The organism is Gemmatimonadales bacterium, assembly GCA_041390145.1.
Lineage (GTDB): Bacteria > Gemmatimonadota > Gemmatimonadetes > Gemmatimonadales > GWC2-71-9 > SPDF01.
On sequence record JAWKQM010000005.1, the window covers coordinates 20358 to 36094 of the forward strand.

15 protein-coding genes are annotated in these 15737 nt (G+C 69.3%); 4 read left to right on the forward strand and 11 right to left on the reverse strand.

Annotation, left to right across the window (positions count from 1 at the left end):
* Window positions 1-71: 71 nt before the first annotated feature.
* Both R2910_04985 and R2910_04990 read left to right on the forward strand, forming a co-directional pair.
* Window positions 72-1859, forward strand: coding sequence for a sensor histidine kinase (locus tag R2910_04985; GenBank protein MEZ4412319.1), 1788 nt, complete (start codon window positions 72-74; stop codon window positions 1857-1859).
* A complete protein-coding gene (locus R2910_04990; GenBank protein ID MEZ4412320.1) occupies window positions 1856-2527 on the forward strand; it encodes a response regulator transcription factor in 672 nt (223 codons plus the stop codon). The genes R2910_04985 and R2910_04990 overlap by 4 nt, the downstream gene beginning before the upstream one ends.
* A gap of 80 nt (window positions 2528-2607) precedes the next feature.
* On the opposite strand, the gene R2910_04995 is transcribed toward R2910_04990, so the two are convergent.
* The 4 genes from R2910_04995 to R2910_05010 form a co-directional block, all read right to left on the reverse strand.
* A complete protein-coding gene (locus R2910_04995) occupies window positions 2608-3039 on the reverse strand; it encodes an Hsp20/alpha crystallin family protein (protein MEZ4412321.1) in 432 nt (143 codons plus the stop codon).
* Between the two features lie 189 nt (window positions 3040-3228).
* Window positions 3229-3846 (reverse strand): TMEM175 family protein, encoded by a 618-nt coding sequence (locus R2910_05000; protein ID MEZ4412322.1) that lies wholly within the window; start codon window positions 3844-3846, stop codon window positions 3229-3231.
* 158 nt (window positions 3847-4004) lie between these two features.
* Window positions 4005-4328 (reverse strand): hypothetical protein, encoded by a 324-nt coding sequence (locus tag R2910_05005; protein MEZ4412323.1) that lies wholly within the window; start codon window positions 4326-4328, stop codon window positions 4005-4007.
* Window positions 4329-4426: 98 nt separating this feature from the next.
* Window positions 4427-4840 (reverse strand): hypothetical protein, encoded by a 414-nt coding sequence (locus R2910_05010; GenBank protein MEZ4412324.1) that lies wholly within the window; start codon window positions 4838-4840, stop codon window positions 4427-4429.
* 320 nt (window positions 4841-5160) lie between these two features.
* On the opposite strand from R2910_05010, the gene nagB reads away from it, so the two are divergent.
* On the forward strand, window positions 5161-7008 hold the full coding sequence (nagB, locus tag R2910_05015; GenBank protein MEZ4412325.1) for a glucosamine-6-phosphate deaminase: 1848 nt from the start codon (window positions 5161-5163) through the stop codon (window positions 7006-7008).
* Here the strand turns inward: nagB and R2910_05020 are convergent.
* The gene (locus R2910_05020; GenBank protein MEZ4412326.1) at window positions 7005-8429 is read right to left on the reverse strand and encodes a rhodanese-like domain-containing protein; all 1425 of its coding nucleotides are present in this window, start codon (window positions 8427-8429) and stop codon (window positions 7005-7007) included. The genes nagB and R2910_05020 overlap by 4 nt on opposite strands.
* A gap of 23 nt (window positions 8430-8452) precedes the next feature.
* Complete coding sequence (locus tag R2910_05025) at window positions 8453-9202, reverse strand: sulfite exporter TauE/SafE family protein (protein MEZ4412327.1); 750 nt, start codon at window positions 9200-9202, stop codon at window positions 8453-8455.
* 111 nt (window positions 9203-9313) lie between these two features.
* On the opposite strand from R2910_05025, the gene R2910_05030 reads away from it, so the two are divergent.
* On the forward strand, window positions 9314-9640 hold the full coding sequence (locus R2910_05030; GenBank protein MEZ4412328.1) for a metalloregulator ArsR/SmtB family transcription factor: 327 nt from the start codon (window positions 9314-9316) through the stop codon (window positions 9638-9640).
* Window positions 9641-9643: 3 nt separating this feature from the next.
* Here the strand turns inward: R2910_05030 and R2910_05035 are convergent, their stop codons facing one another.
* Genes R2910_05035 through R2910_05055 form a run of 5 tightly spaced genes read right to left on the reverse strand, consistent with a single transcriptional unit; the run spans window position 9644 to window position 15684 of the window.
* Window positions 9644-9850, reverse strand: coding sequence for a DUF2892 domain-containing protein (locus tag R2910_05035; protein MEZ4412329.1), 207 nt, complete (start codon window positions 9848-9850; stop codon window positions 9644-9646).
* 15 nt (window positions 9851-9865) lie between these two features.
* Window positions 9866-10150, reverse strand: coding sequence for a hypothetical protein (locus R2910_05040; protein ID MEZ4412330.1), 285 nt, complete (start codon window positions 10148-10150; stop codon window positions 9866-9868).
* The gene (locus R2910_05045; GenBank protein ID MEZ4412331.1) at window positions 10147-13314 is read right to left on the reverse strand and encodes an efflux RND transporter permease subunit; all 3168 of its coding nucleotides are present in this window, start codon (window positions 13312-13314) and stop codon (window positions 10147-10149) included. Before R2910_05045 ends, R2910_05040 begins: the two co-directional genes overlap by 4 nt.
* Before the next feature lie 2 nt (window positions 13315-13316).
* Window positions 13317-14336, reverse strand: coding sequence for an efflux RND transporter periplasmic adaptor subunit (locus R2910_05050; protein ID MEZ4412332.1), 1020 nt, complete (start codon window positions 14334-14336; stop codon window positions 13317-13319).
* A 1-nt stretch (window position 14337) separates the two neighbouring features.
* Window positions 14338-15684: a TolC family protein gene (locus R2910_05055; GenBank protein MEZ4412333.1), complete on the reverse strand. Its 1347-nt coding sequence runs from the start codon at window positions 15682-15684 to the stop codon at window positions 14338-14340.
* Between the last annotated feature and the right edge of the window lie 53 nt (window positions 15685-15737).

Sequence of the window (15737 nt, forward strand, 5' to 3'; positions counted from 1 at the left end):
GTGGAAGTGCGAAGATACCGCCAGTAGAGCCGAGTGGGCAGGGAGGCGGCCGACTCGGCTATCTTTTGCCCATGCAACTCCCCCTTCCACCGGTCGGCATGGAGCGCGCGGCGGGCATCCTCGAGGCGGTGATCCTCGCGGCGCTGGCTGGGCTCTGCCTGCACCTCTACCGGCGGTACCGGAAGCCCTACTTCGCCTGGTTCGCCGCCGCGTGGGGCATGTATGTCCTCCGGATGTGGGCCATCCTCAGCTTCCTGACCACCGCGCGCCCCGAATGGCTCTACTGGCACCAGGTCTTCACCGGGTGGACCGCGCTGGCGCTCCTCTGGGCGGCGCTGGTCTTCGTCCGCCAGCCGCAATGGAGGAACCGGTACCTCCTCGTCGCCCTCTTCCCGCCCATCTGGTCCTACATCGCCATCTACCGGCTCGACCATTTCGTGTGGGCGGCGCTGCCGGCGGTACTCTTCCTCTCATTCGCCACACTGGCCACCGGATGGGTGTTCTTCCGGCACTTCGACCGGGTGGGCGGCACCGGCGCGGGGCTCCTGGCCGGGTCGTTCACCCTGTGGGGCGTTCACCATCTCGACTACCTGATTCTGCGCGCCCAGGGCGCCTGGAATCCGTGGGGCTATTACCTCGATATCTTCTTCGAGCTGGCGGTGGGGACCGGGATCCTGCTGCTGGTACTGGACGACCTGCGCCGCGGGCTCAGCGCCCTCGGCGCCCTCTCCGGCGACCTGCAGCGGGCGGGCCGGGAAGATCAGGATGTCCTCGCGGCGCTCCTTGAGCGCCCGCTGGCGCTGCCGGGGGTGAGCGGCACGGGGCTCTACATGCGGAGCGAGGACGGCGTACACTGCGTGCGTGGCGCCGGCATCTGCGCGGAGTGGCCGCCGCAACCGCCCGCGGAACTGGCGGCCACCCTGCGGCAGGCGATGGCCACCGGCCGACCGCAGCTTGGCGCGTCGGCCACGCGCCGCGGGCGCGAGCACCTGTTCCAGGCCGTGCTGCCGGTGTTCAGGGGGAGCGAGGCCTCCGGCGCGCTGGTCCTGACCGGGAACGCCCGCGATCCGTTTGCGGCGCTCGACGAGGGATTCATGGTGACGCTCGGCCAGCAGGTGGGGGCCGGCCTGGCCAACGCCGACCTGACCCGCCGCCTGCACCTCCGTACGGTGGAACTGGCCCGCCTCTCCGCCCGGATGGTCGAGCAGCACGAGGAGGAGCGGCGCCGCCTCAGCCGGGAACTGCACGATGAAACGGCGCAGGTCTTCTCGGCGGTCAAGATGGAGCTGGGCGTCTTGCGGGAGGGCGTGCCCGGCGCGGCCGTGGAACGGATCGACCATGCGCTGGAACTGGTGGACACCGGCATCCGCGGCATTCGAAGCGTCGTGCATTCACTGCGGCCCTCGCTGCTCGACGACCTCGGGCTGTTGCCCGCGCTCCGGTCGCTCATCACCGAGTTCACGCAGCGGAGCGGCCTGGCGGTGACGCTCGACGCCCCGGCCGCACTCGTTCCGCTCTCGAAGGATGCCGAGCTGGCGCTCTTCCGCGCGCTGCAGGAGGCGCTCTCCAACGTCGCCCGGCACGCCGAAGCCGGCACGGTGGCCGTCTCGATCCGGCAGGACAAGGCACGACTCGCGCTGACGGTGCAGGACGACGGCCGCGGGCTGCCGGAAGGCATCACCACCGACACCATCGAGCGCCCAGGCCACATGGGCATTACCGGCATGCGCGAACGCATCGGCGCGCTCGGCGGCACGGTTGCCGTCGAGGCCCCCGCCGGGGCGGGCGTCCGGCTGCTGGTGACCCTGCCCCTCGATGCCGCGCGACCCATCACCACCACGCAAGGACCGACCGCATGACCGACGACACCGCACCGATTCGTATCCTGATTGCCGACGATCACGCCATCGTGCGCGAGGGGATCCGCCATGTCTTCCGGCAGGCGCCGGGCTTCGAGGTCGTCGCCGAGGCGCCGCGCGGCGATGAGGCGCTGATGGTGGCCCGGGAGGTGGTGCCGGACGTGGCGGTGCTCGACATCACGATGCCCGGACTGACAGGGCTCCAGGTGGCGTCGGCGCTGCACGAAGAGCTGCCCGGGATCCGAGTCGTGATCCTCAGCATGCATGACAACCCGGAATACGTGCTCGAGGCGGTGCGGGCGGGCGCCCACGCCTACCTGCTCAAGGATCTCGCCGCCACCGAGCTCCGGGCGGCGGTGTCCGCCGTGCACGCCGGCGAGTCGTACTACAGCCAGAAGATCGCGGCGATGCTGACGACGGCGGTGCGGGGCGAACTCGAGGAGGCGCAGCGCGGGCAGGCACTGGACGCGCTCACCGGACGGGAGCGCGACGTGCTGCTCGGCATCGTGAAGGGGGAAACCAACAAGGAGATTGCCGCGCGCTTCGGCATCAGCCACCGGACGGTGGAGACCCACCGGGAAAGCCTGATGCGGAAACTGCGGATCCGCACGGTGGCCGGGCTCACACGGTTTGCGCTGGAGGCGGGGCTGGACGTGGGCAGCGGCTGACCGCGGCGGCCCAGCCCCATGAACGACGGACGCCCCTCCCCGGCATGGCCAGGGAGGGGCGTCGTGTCAGGCAGGACCGCCTACTTGTGCGCGGCCTTGACCTGGATCTGCCGCGGCTTGGCCTTTTCCGCCTTGGGGATCATGATCGACAGCACCCCGTTGTCGGTCTGGGCCTCGATCCGCTCGGCGTCCACCGAGGACGGCAGGGTGAAGCTGCGGGTGAAGCTCCCGTACGCCCGCTCATAGCGGTGCACCCGCTCGGTCTGCTCCTCGCTGACCTGCTGCTTCTCCCCGCTGATGGTGAGGACGTTCTGCTCCAGCGAAATCTTGATGTCATCCGGATTCACTCCGGGCACTTCCACCGTGATGCGCACGGCGTCCTTGTCCTCGAACACGTCGACCGCCGGCACCCAGTTGGCGGTCAGGGCCCCATCGGCCTCCGGGCTGAAGGGCCAGGCACGGAAGAAGGCGTCGTCGAGCATGCGGGTGGGACGGCGAGTCAGGGTCAACATGGTGCACTCCTCCGAGAAATTGAGATTTGTGTTGGCAGCAGGATCACGCGAGGTGATCCATCGCCACGGAGGAATTGCAGCCGGCGTGCCAGCGCTCGCTTGCCATCCTGACAGACAGGCAACACCCCGCCTGTCATGGTGACAAGCGGGGCGTGGGTGTCCAGTCAATCTGACAACCTGGGTCCCGCCTCAGTCCCCGATGGCGGCTTCCTCGAGGATGGTCGCGTCGATCCGGCTGGGGAGCATGTAGAGGAACGGCACACAGGCGAAGAGCACGAGCCCCACCTTCGGCACGAAGCCACCGACAATCGTGGCGAGCAGGTAGGCCACCATCCCCATGGACATCCGCTCGCGGATCGACTCCGCCATCTCCGGCGTTACCTCATCCCCCACGCAGCCGTGGCCGACGGCGTGGCCCCAGTGGGCGAAGAGGAAGACGCCGCACAAGAGGAGCGTCCCCCCGTAGACCACCAGGGCGGCCGGCTGCAGCGGATACCTGGCCAGGAACACGGTCACGAAGGGGACAAAGGCGATGCAGAGGAGCAGGAAGACATTGAGCCACAGCATCGTCCGGTCGACCCGCCGGATGTGGCGGAACTGGCCGTGATGCCCCATCCAGAGCGTGCCAAGGATCAGAAAGCTCAGCGCGAAACTGCCGACGGCGGGAAGCACGGCGAAAAGCGCAGTGATGACGCCTTCCGGCGTCGGCGCCGCGGGGAGCTCGGGCAGGGGCACCTGGAGCACCAGCAGCACCATCGCGACGGCGAAGACGCCATCCACCAGGGCTTCGATACGGCGGGACTCCATGGATGACTCCCCTTCGGTGACAGGAGCGGGAATCTAATTGGGTGCGCCCGCAGTATGCCGGAACATGATCGCCTGCCGATGGCAATGCAGCCTGCGCGACTCGCCATCATCCTGGGGACGGTGCACGTGGGACTCAATCACCCAGATCCAAGGCCATCTCATTGCATGTAGTCGACGTTGAGGGACAGCACGACCACCCCTACGATACCGACCGCGATCAATGCGTAGGCCCAGGGGTCTGCCTTGCGCACCTCCACCGTCTTGATATCCGAGATCGCGATGGCGACCGGCCCCGGCTCTGGGCGTGGCACCTCGGACGTTCCATAAAGGGTGTCGTTCACCACATGTATGTAGCCGAGTTCGATGCGGGCACCAGTGACGGTGGTGATGCGCGCCTTCTTCACCGTCTTGGGCGGAGCGGTCAACTCGGGCAACGGCTGGGTGGTGGCCTGAAAGCTGGTGCAGGCCGGCAAGTATGCCATCAGCAGAAGGACGGAGACCAATCTTCGAATTGACATGATGCACCCATGGAAAGCGAATGCGGCCAAGGCTCGGGTCTTGGGCCGAGGGATTGCAGTCCTCATTGCCGTGAGTCGAGTGGCCCAAGCGGGATGGTCTCCGGCGTTGCGTCCTTCGCGGCCACCGCGAGCAACGCTACAACCCCAACGATCCCAACGAGAAGGAGCGCGGTGGTCGTGCCATCGGACTTCTTTACCTCCACCGTCCGGATATCGGCCAAGGGGAGCGCCACGGCCTCCGTAACCTGCTTCCCGCCGGATCCCGCCGTCCAGGCCGATCCGAACAGGGTGTCATTGACCACCCGCGGGGCGTCGACCTCGATCGCCCTACCGGCGGTGGTCGTGACCCGAGCCTTGTTGACCGGCTTCGGCGGCGCGGTCAATTCCGCCAGTGGCTGGCTGGTGGACTGGAAGCTGGTGCAGGCGGGAAGGTAGGCGGCCAGGAGCAGGACGGATACGGCGCGTCGAAACGACATCGGGCCCTCCCGGAGGGGTGCGCCGATCGAGTCGTGAAGTCCTGTCAGGCGGTAGTCGGGCGGCGCACTCGGCCCCGTCGATCCGAAGCGATCCGGTGTCCCAGGCTTCATCGGTTGGACGGCGCACTCATGGAAGACTCGCCGGAGCGCCCGGAGGGGATTCGCTCAGTCAAGTTACCGTTCGCGGAACTCCAGAGTGCGACGAAAAGGGACAAGGCGCGATGAAGATTCTTTCACGGCCCAAGGCCCCTTCTCGGGGGGAGTTGAAGCGCCGTCGGTCAGCACCCTCAAGGGGGACGCCCGTGAATTAGATTCACCGCATGCCCCAGCCATCGACCCGTCCCGAACGAATCCCCACCGTCGTCCTTGAGAGCCACGAGGCGCTCGCCCGCACGATCGCGGCCCGGATCCGCGACGTGATCACCGCGCGGCGCGCCGCCGGCGCCCGTCCGGTGCTGGGGCTGGCCACCGGCTCCACGCCGATCGGGGTGTACCGCGAGCTGATCCGGATGCACCGCGAGGAAGGGCTCAGCTTCCGGGGCGTCGTCACCTTCAACCTCGACGAATACTGGCCGATGGCCCCGGAGAGCATCCACTCCTACCGGCGCTTCATGCAGGAGAATCTCTTCGATCATATCGATATCGACCCCGCCGACACCCACATCCCCGACGGTGCGGTGCCGCGCGAGGCCGTCCGGGACATGTGCGAGCGCTACGAGGCCGCCATCGCGGCGGCGGGCGGGATCGACTTCCAGCTGCTGGGCATCGGGAAGACCGGGCATATCGGCTTCAACGAACCGGGGTCCGGGGTCGAGAGCCGCACCCGGCTGGTGCAGCTCGACGTGATCACGCGCCGGGACGCCGCCGCGGACTTCTTCGGCGAGGAGTATGTCCCGCGCGAGGCGATCACGATGGGGATCGCGACGATCCTCGCGGCGCGGGAAGTGGCGATCCTCGCCACCGGTGAGCACAAGTCGGCCATCGTGCGGCGGGCGGTGGAGGGTGCCGTGGACCTGGAGGTGGCCGCCACCTTCCTCCAGCGCCATCCCAACACGACGTTCTACCTCGACACCGCCGCGGCCGCCGACCTGACGCGCATCGCCACGCCCTGGCTGGTGGACGAGGTCGAGTGGACCCCGGCGCTGGCGGTCCGGGCCGTGACCTGGCTCTCCCTCCGCACCGGCAAGGCGATCCTCAAGCTCACCCAGGGCGACTACGCCGAGCACAAGCTGTCGTCGCTGGTGGCCCGGCACGGTTCCCCCGGCGCGGTGAACGGACTCGTGTTCAACGCCCTCGGCGCCAAGATCCGGGGCCGCTCGAAGCTGCCCGAGGGGCGACGCGTCCTCGTCTTCTCCCCGCACCCCGACGACGACGTGATCTCGATGGGCGGGATCCTGCACAAGCTGGCGCAGAACGGGAACGCGATTACCGTGGCGTACATGACGAGCGGCAACATCGCCGTCTTCGACCACGACGTCCGGCGGTACGTGGACTTCCTGGAGCGGCTGGCGCAGGAGCGCGGCGTGGGGCAGGAAGACGTGCCCGCCTTCACCAGCCAGGTCCGGGAATTTCTCGCCACCAAGCAGCCCGGCACCGTGGACAGTGCATCGATCCAGGTGGTGAAGCGGATCATCCGGGAGGGCGAGGCGGTGAGCGCGCTCGAGACGATCGGGCTCGGCAGCGCCAACGCCCGCTTCCTCAACCTGCCGTTCTACCAGACGGGCAAGGTGCGGAAGGACCCGATCGGCGAGGCGGACGTGCGGATTGTGCGTGCACTGCTCGAGGAGACGCGGCCCGAACTGGTGTTCGTGGCCGGCGACCTGAGCGACCCGCACGGCACGCACCGGATGTGCAAGGAAGCCATTGACGCGGCGCTGGCGCAGCTTCCCGGCGCTCAACCGGAAGTCTGGCTGTATCGGGGGGCGTGGCAGGAGTGGCCGGTGACCGAGGCCACCTGGCTGGTGCCGATGAGCCAGGAAGAACTGAAGCTGAAGATCCAGGCGATCTTCCGGCACCAGAGCCAGAAGGACTCAGCACCCTTCCCCGGGGCGCACGACGACCGCGAGTTCTGGCAGCGGGTGGAAGCGCGGAACAAGGAGACGGCCGAGATGCTGAACCGGCTCGGCCTCGCGGAATACTTTGCGATGGAAGCGTACGTCGTCGGCTAGCGCTCGACGGGCAGCCCCGCCTTTTCCCACGCCGTGATGCCGCCGGTCAGGTTGATGACATCGGCGATGCCGCGCGACTCGAGCAGGCTCGCGGCGATGAGGGATCGACTCCCGCCACCACACTGCAGCACCAGCGGCCGGGCCGTCGGCACCTCCTCGATTCGGTCGAGGAGGTAGCCGAGGGGAATGTTGTTCACGCCCGGCAGGTGTCCCGCCTCCCACTCCGCATGGCCCCGCACGTCGAGCACCCCCACCTCGTCCCGCGTCTGCCGCTGCGCAAGTTCCTGCGGGGTGATCAGCGCCGTGTTGCCGTACGCCCGCCCATCCTTGCCCCACGCCGCAATCGCATCCGACCCGAACCATCCCGCCGCCCCATCCAGGCCGATCATGGCCAGGTCGCGGAGCGCCTCGTGGAGTCGCTCGGGGGCGTCGCCGCTCACCAGCAGGTAGAATGGTTCCGTGTAGGAGAGCAGCCATCCCGCCCAGGTGGTGAACGACCGGTCGAGCGGGATATGGATGGTGCCGGGAATGTGGCGGGCGGTGAACGCCTCGCTGGGACGGGCGTCGACTACCGTGGCACCGGCGGCCAGCAGTTCGGGCAGGCGCGCCCCCTCGATCCGCGGCGGCGTGCGGAGCCCGTCGAGAATCGGCGGGCCGTCACGGTTGAGGCGCTTCATCTCGGCGAAGTACCGGGGCGGCTCGGGCTGGCCGGCGAGCACCTGCGCCACGAACTCCTCCTCGGTGGCGGCACCGAAGGCCCAGTTGAAGAGCTTCTCGTAGCCGACGGTGCTCTGCGGGACCGCGCTCATTCCCTTGCCGCAGGCGGAGCCCGCTCCATGGCCGGGCCACACCTGCAGGTGATCGGGGAGGTTCCGGAACTTGGCGAGGCTCTTCCAGAGCGCGCGCGCGGCGCCATCCGCCGAGCCCGCCACCTTGGCGGCCTTCTCCAGCAGGTCGGGGCGGCCGACGTCGCCCACGAAGACGAAATCGCCGGTGACGATGCCCATCGGGCCGGTGGCCCCGGCGGTATCCGTCACCATGAACGCGATGTGCTCGGGGGTGTGCCCCGGCGTGTGGAGGACGTCGAAGCGAATGTTGCCGACCATGAAGTGGTCCTGGTCGTGGAGCAGCACCGCCCCGCCCTGCTTCGCGAAGGCGTACTGCCAGCCGGGGCCGCCTTCGTCGGAGAGGTACATCACGGCGCCGGTGACGTGGGAGAGCTCACGGGTGCCGGAGAGGAAGTCGGCGTGAATATGCGTCTCCGTGACGTGCGTGATCCGGAGCTCTTCGGCCTCGGCCGCGCGCACGTACTGCGCGACGTCGCGGTTCGGGTCGATCACCATCGCCTCGCCGGTGGCGGCGCAGCCGATGAGGTAGCTGGTCTGGGCGAGGGTATCGTCGTAGAAGCGCTGGAAGAACATGGTCAGGAATTCCGAAGAAAGGGTCAGGCCGGCCCGAGCAGGCTCCGGAGGAGAATGGCAGCGCCGACCACCACGAGCAAGACCGCGAATCCCTTCCGCAGGCCCCCGGGGCTCACCCGCCGTCCGAGCGCGGTACCGAGGCCGACGCCGGCGATGGCCAGGGCGGTGAATCCCGCCATGGTGGCGTAGTCGACGTCCACCTTCCCCAGGTAGCCGGCAAACCCGGCGGCGGAGTTGAGCGCGATGACGCCGAGCGAGGTGCCGACAGCCTCCTTGACCGGTACACCGAGGAGGAGGACGAGCGCCGGCACGATGAGAAACCCGCCGCCGACGCCCACCAGCCCGGTCAGGACGCCGACCGCGCCACCGATCAGCGCCACCAGCAGCACATGGGGCCGCGCCGGCGCGTCGGCGGAGTCGGGCCGCCCCCGCCACATGAAGACGGCGGCGGCGAGCATCGTCACGGCAAAGAGCACCAGCTGCGCCACTGCCGGAACGAGGAGCGCCAGGCGCGCCCCGCCGAAGGTGCCGAGCATGGCGACCGGCGCAAAGGTCAGCACCGCCCGGCCGTTCAGTTCGCCGCGCCGCAGCCGGCCGAGCGCCCCGGCGCCGCTGGTAACGCCGACCACCGCGAGGCTCATGGCAATCGACTGCTTGACCCCGTAGCCGAGGATGTAGTGGAAGATCGGCACGGTGAGGACCGAGCCGCCGCCCCCGAGGAGGCCGAGGGAGACGCCGATCAGGAGAGCAAGGGAGAGGCCGAGGAGGGGCATGGGCACAAATGTATCAGGACGGGGGAACCGAACGGCCGGGAGTGGCGCCATCGAAGGAATATTCTTATATTACCAGATAGTTGTGTAGCGATTAATCAGGAGGTATCCAGCATGGAACTCAGCGACTCCAACGCCACCGCCATCGCCGAGCGGTTCAAGGCCCTCGGCGAACCGATGCGGCTGCGGCTCCTGCAGGCGCTGCGCACCGGGGAATGCTCGGTGGGCGACCTTGCCGAGCGGACCGGCGGCGGCCAGGCCAACGTGTCGAAGCACCTGCAGGTGCTGCTGCAGCAGGGGTACGTGGACCGGCGGAAGGAAGGGACCACCAGCTGGTACCGGATCACCGACCCGCAGGTGTTCACGATGTGCGAGCTGGTGTGCGGCGGGCTGGAGGAGGAGCTCGACCGGAAGAAGAAGCTCCTCCGCCGCCGCCGGTAAGCGTCAGGCCTTCTTCGGCTCGCAGCCGAAGAGGCGGAGCCGGCCGAAGACCCGCTCCGGCAGGCAGAAGCCGGTAAAGCTCGACTGCACCAGGTTGAACCCGACGAAGGCGGTGAAGAGAAACCAGGCGGGGTGCACCCAGTATCCCAGGGCCACCGAGCCCATGACGAACAACCCTGCCATCCGCCGAATGACTTTCTCGTTGCACATCCTCGACCTCCAATCCTAGAAGAATGAGTCGACAGGCATCACGGCCACGTGCAGCCGTTCGCCCGGAGGAAGTTCCGCCGCGCGACAGTGCGTCGCCGCGGTGCGCGCCAGTTCGTCGTCCACCACGGCAAACCCGACCGCGACGCTGCCGGGCCAGGCGCGGGTACCGGCCCGGGGGCCGGTGAGCCCATGCCCGTGCCCTCCCTCGAACCAGGTATGGCCGGGGACGCCGGCGTCATCGAGCATCGCGGAGATCCGCGCCGGCTCGGCGCCGCTGTAGGTCAGCATGATCATCTTCATGAGGAGGCTCCTTCGCGGCGCCGGAGCTCCCAGTAGAGGAGCGGCACCACGACCATGGTGAGCAGCGTGGCTGCGATGGCGCCGCTCATCAGCGCCACGGCGAGGCCCTGGAAGATCGGGTCGAGCACCATCACGATCCCGCCGATGACCACCGCCGCGGCGGTGAGGGCAATCGGCCGGAATCGCACCGCGCCGGCCTCGAGCACCGCTTCCCGCAGCGGCCGTCCGCGCGCTTCCGCCAGCTGGATGAAGTCCACCAGCAGGATCGAGTTTCGCACGATGATTCCCGCCAGCGCGATCATCCCGATCATCGACGTGGCGGTGAAGAAGGCGCCGGTGAGGGCGTGCCCCGGCAGGATGCCGATGAGCGTGAGCGGGATCGGCGCCATGATGACGAGGGGGATCTTGAAGGACTGGAACCACCCCACCACCAGCACGTAGATGAGCACCAGCACCGCGGCGAAGGCGAGGCCGAGGTCGCGGAAGACCTCGATCGTCACCTGCCACTCGCCGTCCCACTTCATGGCAGTTTCGTCGAGCCGGTCTGGCGCGGTCGCGTTGTAGCGCGCGATGGTGGCGCCGTTCACCTGCACGGTGTCGAGCGCCTTGTTCATGGCCAGGATGGCGTACACCGGCGACTCGATGGTACCGGCCACGTCGCCGGTGACATAGATGACCGGGCGGAGGTTCTTCCGCATTCGGAGCGGTGAACGGGTCATGGACTCCACCGTGACAAACCGACCCAACGGGGTCGGGCCGCGCGGCGTGGCCACCGGCACCGCCAGCAGCGCCTCGACGCTGCTCCGATTCGAGAGCCCGAGCCGGGGGACGATGGCCACGCCCTCGCGCGCGGTCGGCGCGCTGGCCAGGCCGGCGTCGGCCCCGGAGAGCGCCATGGTCAGCACCTGCGCCACCTGTTCGACGGTGACTCCCGCCTCGGCGGCGCGGACCCGGTCGACGCGGAAGGCGCGCTTGGCCTGCGGCGCCTCGACGGTCCAGTCCACGTCCACCACACCGGGGGTGGATTCCATGACGGCCTTGACCTTCGTGGCCGCAGCCAGCCGGGTGCTGTCGTCGGCGGCGTACACCTCGGCCACCAGCGTCGAGAGCACCGGCGGGCCGGGCGGAATTTCCGCAATCTTGGCGTTCGCGCCGAAGCTGCGCGCAATCGAGTCTACGGATGGACGGACCGCCACCGCGATGTCGTGGCTCTGCCGGCTCCGCTCCCCCTTGGGGAGAAGGTTCACCTGCACGTCGGCGACGTTGGCGCCTCGACGCATGAAGTAGTGCCGCACCAGGCCGTTGAAGTTGAACGGCGCCGAGGTGCCGGCGTAGGTCTCGGTGCTGGTCACCTCCGGCACCGTCCGGAGGTACGCGGCCACGGCGCCCGCCGCGGCGTTGGAGGTCTCCAGCGTTGCGCCCTCGGGGAGATCGAGCACCACCTGGAACTCCGACTTGTTGTCGAAGGGGAGCATCTTCACTTCCACCAGCTTGACGGCCAGCAAGCCCATCGACAGCAGGAGCAGCGCCACGACCCCGCCGTAGAACGCCATCCGGCGGCGCGGAATGTCCATCAGCGGCGTCATGATGCCGGTGTAGAACTTTGCGAAGCCCGAGAGCTCCTCCGGCTCGTGCGCCCGGTCGGGCATGTGCGGCCCGGCGGCGACGTGGCCCTTGAGGAGCCGGAGCGCCAGGTACGGCGTGATGATGAAGGCCACCGCGAGGGAGGCGAGCATCGCCGCCGATGCGCCGACCGGAATGGGCCGCATGTAGGGGCCCATGAGGCCGGACACGAAGGCCATCGGCAGGATGGCCGCGATGACGGTGAAGGTGGCGAGGATGGTCGGGTTGCCGACCTCGTCCACGCCTTCGACGGCGGCGACGTCCGGAGCGCGGTCGCCCATCTGGAGGTGGCGATAGATGTTCTCCACCACAACGATGGCGTCGTCCACCAGGATGCCGATCGAGAAGATCAGCGCGAAGAGGGTGATCCGGTTGAGGGAGTACCCCAGCGCGTAGTACACGAAGAGGGTGAGCGCGAGGGTGACGGGCACCGCCACCAGCACCACCAGCGCCTCGCGCCAGCCGAGGAAGAGGCCGATCAGGACGGTGACGGAGAGGGTCGCGAGCAGGAGGTGGAGCATCAGCTCGTTGGACTTCTCGCTCGCGGTCTCGCCGTAGTTGCGGGTCACGTCCACCAAAACGTCGGCGGGGAGGAGCCGGCTCCGGGCCTCCTCCACCCGCGCCAGCGCGGCGTGCGCGATGTCGGTGGCGTTGACGCCGGGCCGCTTGGCCACCGCGATCGTCACCGCCTGCGCGCCGCCCTCGCCTCGCGCCGCGTGGGTCACGTAGTCGGTGGCCTCGCCGGGCGCTTCAACGACGGTGGCGACGTTGCGGAGGTAGACCGGGCCGGCGCGGTTGGCGATGACCACGTCGCCGGCGTCCTTGGCGGAGCGGATCGGCGCCCCGACGGTCACGAGGAAGACCTCATTGGCGGAGGCGAACTCGCCGGCGGGGAGCCGCACGTTGGCGGCGCGGAGCGCCTGCATCACCTCACCAGGCGTGACACCGCTCCCCGCCAGCCGGGCCGGGTCGAGAGTGACGCGCAGCTGGGTCGGCTCGCCGCCGATCAGGTCGATGCGCGCGAGGTCGGGGATGGTGGAGAGTTCGTCGGCGAGGTGCGTGGCCATGGCGCGCAGCTCGTCGGAGCCGTAGCCGCCGCCGTGCAGCGTGAGCGCCAGGATGGGGACGTCGTCGATACCATGCGGCTTGATCATCGGCGGCATGGCGCCGGGGGGCGCCTGGTCCGCCGCGGAGCCCATCTTGTTGAACACCCGGCTGGTGGCGAGGTCCTGGTTCTCGCCCACCTTGAAGCGGACCGTGACCAGCGTCATCGATTCGCTGGCCATGGCGTAGACATACTCCACCCCGGGGACTTCCCACATCAGCTTCTCGATGGGGCGGGTCAGGAGGTTCTCGACCTCCTCGGGAGAGGCGCCGGGCATCACGGCGATGACGTCGATCATCGGTACCGAGATCTGCGGCTCCTCCTCGCGCGGCGTGGCGATGATGGCGAGCGTGCCGACCGCGAGCGAGGCGATGGTCACCAGCGGGGTCAGCTTCGAGCGCAGGAAGGCCTGCGCCATCCGTCCGGCGATGCCCATGATCAGCGCTCCCCGCCGGCCACCACCACGGTGTCACCGGCTGCGAGGCCGGAGAACACCTCGGTCATGCCGTCCGCGGAGCGGCCAAGCTTGACCCAGCGCAGCGTCGGCTGACCATCGACAACAGTGCGGACACCGGTCAGGTCGCCCTGCCGGACGACGGCGCCGTTCGGGACGAGGATGGCCTGGCGCGTCCCTCGGGGAAGCGCCAGCGTGGCGGGACTGCCGCTGAGGAATTCGCCCTTGGCGTTGGGCACCAGCGCGTTCACGGTGTAGAGATTGGGTCCGGACGGCACGACGCCTTCAACTTTCGCATCCACGGTCACGTCGCCGATGATGGCGGTGACGGTGGTGCCGGCCTTCAGGCCGCGTACGGCATCGGGGGCGGCGCTGACCGTCACCCGCAGCGTGCTGGCATCCTCCACCGTGACGAGCGGCGCGCCCGGCGCGGCGAAGGAGCCGGGATCGACGAAGCGATGGGTCACCACGCCGGCAAAGGGCGCCCGCACCTCGGCGTACGACGCGGTGGCCGCGAGTTCGGCGGCCATCGCCTTGGCGCTCGCCACGGCGGCGGTGGCGCGGGCCAGGCCAGTTTCCGCCTGGTCGAGCTGCGCCTTGGTGGCGGCGCTGTCGGCGTAGAGGGCGCGGATCCGGCCCGTCTGTACCGTGGCGTCGCTGTACACCGCACTCGCCTCGGCGAGACCGGCCTCGACCTGGGCGCGCTTGGCGTCGAGGTCACGGGCGTCGAGCCGGACCAGGAGGGTCCCGGCGGCGACGCGGTCGCCCTCGTGCACGGGGACGGCGACGACCGAGCCCATGAGCTTGGTGCTCAGTGTGGCGGCGCGGACCGGATTGGCGGTGCCCGCCGCCTCGAAAGCGTCCACGACGGTCGTGTCGGTGACCGCGACGGCGGTGCCGCCAAGCGGAAGTTTCTCGCCGGGCGTCTGTTCGGTGTCGGAACCGCAGGCGCCGAGGGCCAGGCTCGCGAGCAGGACGCCGGTGACAGGAATCAGCTTCCGCATCTCAATTCTCCAGGACGGTAAGGGCCATCAAGTCGGCGCCGGCAGCCTGCCGGGCCGCCGCATCGGCGGTGATGGTCTGGTAGCGGGCATCGGCAAGGCCGAGCCGGGTCTGCGTTTCGACGGCGGCGGCACCAAGGAGTTCAGCCACGGTCGCAAGACCGCCGGCGTACTTCTTGGCGACGATCCGGTGCGCCTCGGCGCCCTGCTCCACGGACATTTCAGCGATGCCGAGCTTCGCGACGGCAACAGCGAGCTGGGTGCGGGTGGCGTTCTGCTCGAGCTCGGCGCCGGCGGTGGCGGCTTCGGCCATGGCGCGGGCGGCGTCGGCACGGCCCCGCGCCGCCTGGCGGCCCGCGATCTCGGAGGCGCCGGCGAACGGGGTCCACGACGCCATGACGCCCACGGTGTAGCTGCTCTGCCCGCCGAAGAGTTGATCGGGGGAGTTCCAGTCGAGGCGGCCGAAGCCGTTGAGCCGCGGGATGTACGCGGCGTTGGCTCGGCGGACATCCCGCTCGGCGGCCTGCACGCCGAGTTGGGCGGCGGTCACATCGAGGCGGGCGGTGAGCGTGTCGCCAACGGGGAGCGCCACGAGGCTCCGGATCTGTGCCACGGTCGGCAATGAATCGGGGAGGACGAAGGAGGTGTCGCCCGGCTGGCCGAGCATGAGGGCCAGCTGCTGGCGCGCGATGCTGGCGTTGCCGCGGGCGCCGATCAGCTGGGCCTCGACCTGGCCGGCCTGCACCGCGGCGAGGAGCGCGTCGGACTTGGTGGCCATCCCGTTGGTGACCATCGACTCGGCCTGCTTCACGTGGGCACGGGCGGCGGCGGTGGCGGCCTCGAGGGTGCGGACCTGTTCGCGGGCGAGGATGGCGCCGAAGTAGGCGCGGGTGACGTCCACCCGGGTGGTCTGCCGGGTCCACCCGGCACCCGCTTCGGCGGCGGCACCGGCGCTCGAGGCGGCAGCCTTGCCAAACCAGGCGTCGGCGTTGATGAGCGGCACCTCGGCGACCAGCCCCCCGTTCCAGTTGGTGACCGCGTCGGGATAGTTGAGGCTGGCCGGATTGAAGGAGGCCATCGAGACACCCCGCTGCTGCAGGGTGAAGCCGAAGGCGCCCAGCGGGTTGTCGGTCTGGGCGTAGCCGGCCTCGGCGCGCACGGTGGGGAGGATGCCCTGGAGCGCGGCGGTGGACTGGGCCCCCTGTGCGCGGGCGCCGCCGGCCGCGATGCGGTTGGCGTAGGCGGCGGAATCGGCGCGGCGGAAGGCGTCGGCCAGGGTCAGCGGTGCCTGTGCGCGGGCCGGGGTGGCCAGTGCCATGGCCAGGGCAGCAAGGATGATGGGTCTCAGCATGCGATGGTGTCCTTGGTTGGGCGTCAGTGCCCTTTCACTAGTCTACAACTATA

What these genes read in the sequence shown, in the direction of transcription:
- R2910_05005 (MEZ4412323.1), bottom strand. Translation starts at nt 4,328, where the DNA reads ATGGCATACTTGCCGGCCTGCACCAGCTTTCAGGCCACCACCCAGCCG.
- R2910_04990 (MEZ4412320.1), top strand. Translation starts at nt 1,856, where the DNA reads ATGACCGACGACACCGCACCGATTCGTATCCTGATTGCCGACGATCAC.
- R2910_05045 (MEZ4412331.1), bottom strand. Translation starts at nt 13,314, where the DNA reads ATGGGCATCGCCGGACGGATGGCGCAGGCCTTCCTGCGCTCGAAGCTG.
- R2910_04985 (MEZ4412319.1), top strand. Translation starts at nt 72, where the DNA reads ATGCAACTCCCCCTTCCACCGGTCGGCATGGAGCGCGCGGCGGGCATC.
- R2910_05020 (MEZ4412326.1), bottom strand. Translation starts at nt 8,429, where the DNA reads ATGTTCTTCCAGCGCTTCTACGACGATACCCTCGCCCAGACCAGCTAC.
- R2910_05030 (MEZ4412328.1), top strand. Translation starts at nt 9,314, where the DNA reads ATGGAACTCAGCGACTCCAACGCCACCGCCATCGCCGAGCGGTTCAAG.
- R2910_04995 (MEZ4412321.1), bottom strand. Translation starts at nt 3,039, where the DNA reads ATGTTGACCCTGACTCGCCGTCCCACCCGCATGCTCGACGACGCCTTC.
- nagB (MEZ4412325.1), top strand. Translation starts at nt 5,161, where the DNA reads ATGCCCCAGCCATCGACCCGTCCCGAACGAATCCCCACCGTCGTCCTT.
- R2910_05010 (MEZ4412324.1), bottom strand. Translation starts at nt 4,840, where the DNA reads ATGTCGTTTCGACGCGCCGTATCCGTCCTGCTCCTGGCCGCCTACCTT.
- R2910_05035 (MEZ4412329.1), bottom strand. Translation starts at nt 9,850, where the DNA reads ATGTGCAACGAGAAAGTCATTCGGCGGATGGCAGGGTTGTTCGTCATG.
- R2910_05055 (MEZ4412333.1), bottom strand. Translation starts at nt 15,684, where the DNA reads ATGCTGAGACCCATCATCCTTGCTGCCCTGGCCATGGCACTGGCCACC.
- R2910_05025 (MEZ4412327.1), bottom strand. Translation starts at nt 9,202, where the DNA reads ATGCCCCTCCTCGGCCTCTCCCTTGCTCTCCTGATCGGCGTCTCCCTC.
- R2910_05040 (MEZ4412330.1), bottom strand. Translation starts at nt 10,150, where the DNA reads ATGAAGATGATCATGCTGACCTACAGCGGCGCCGAGCCGGCGCGGATC.
- R2910_05000 (MEZ4412322.1), bottom strand. Translation starts at nt 3,846, where the DNA reads ATGGAGTCCCGCCGTATCGAAGCCCTGGTGGATGGCGTCTTCGCCGTC.
- R2910_05050 (MEZ4412332.1), bottom strand. Translation starts at nt 14,336, where the DNA reads ATGCGGAAGCTGATTCCTGTCACCGGCGTCCTGCTCGCGAGCCTGGCC.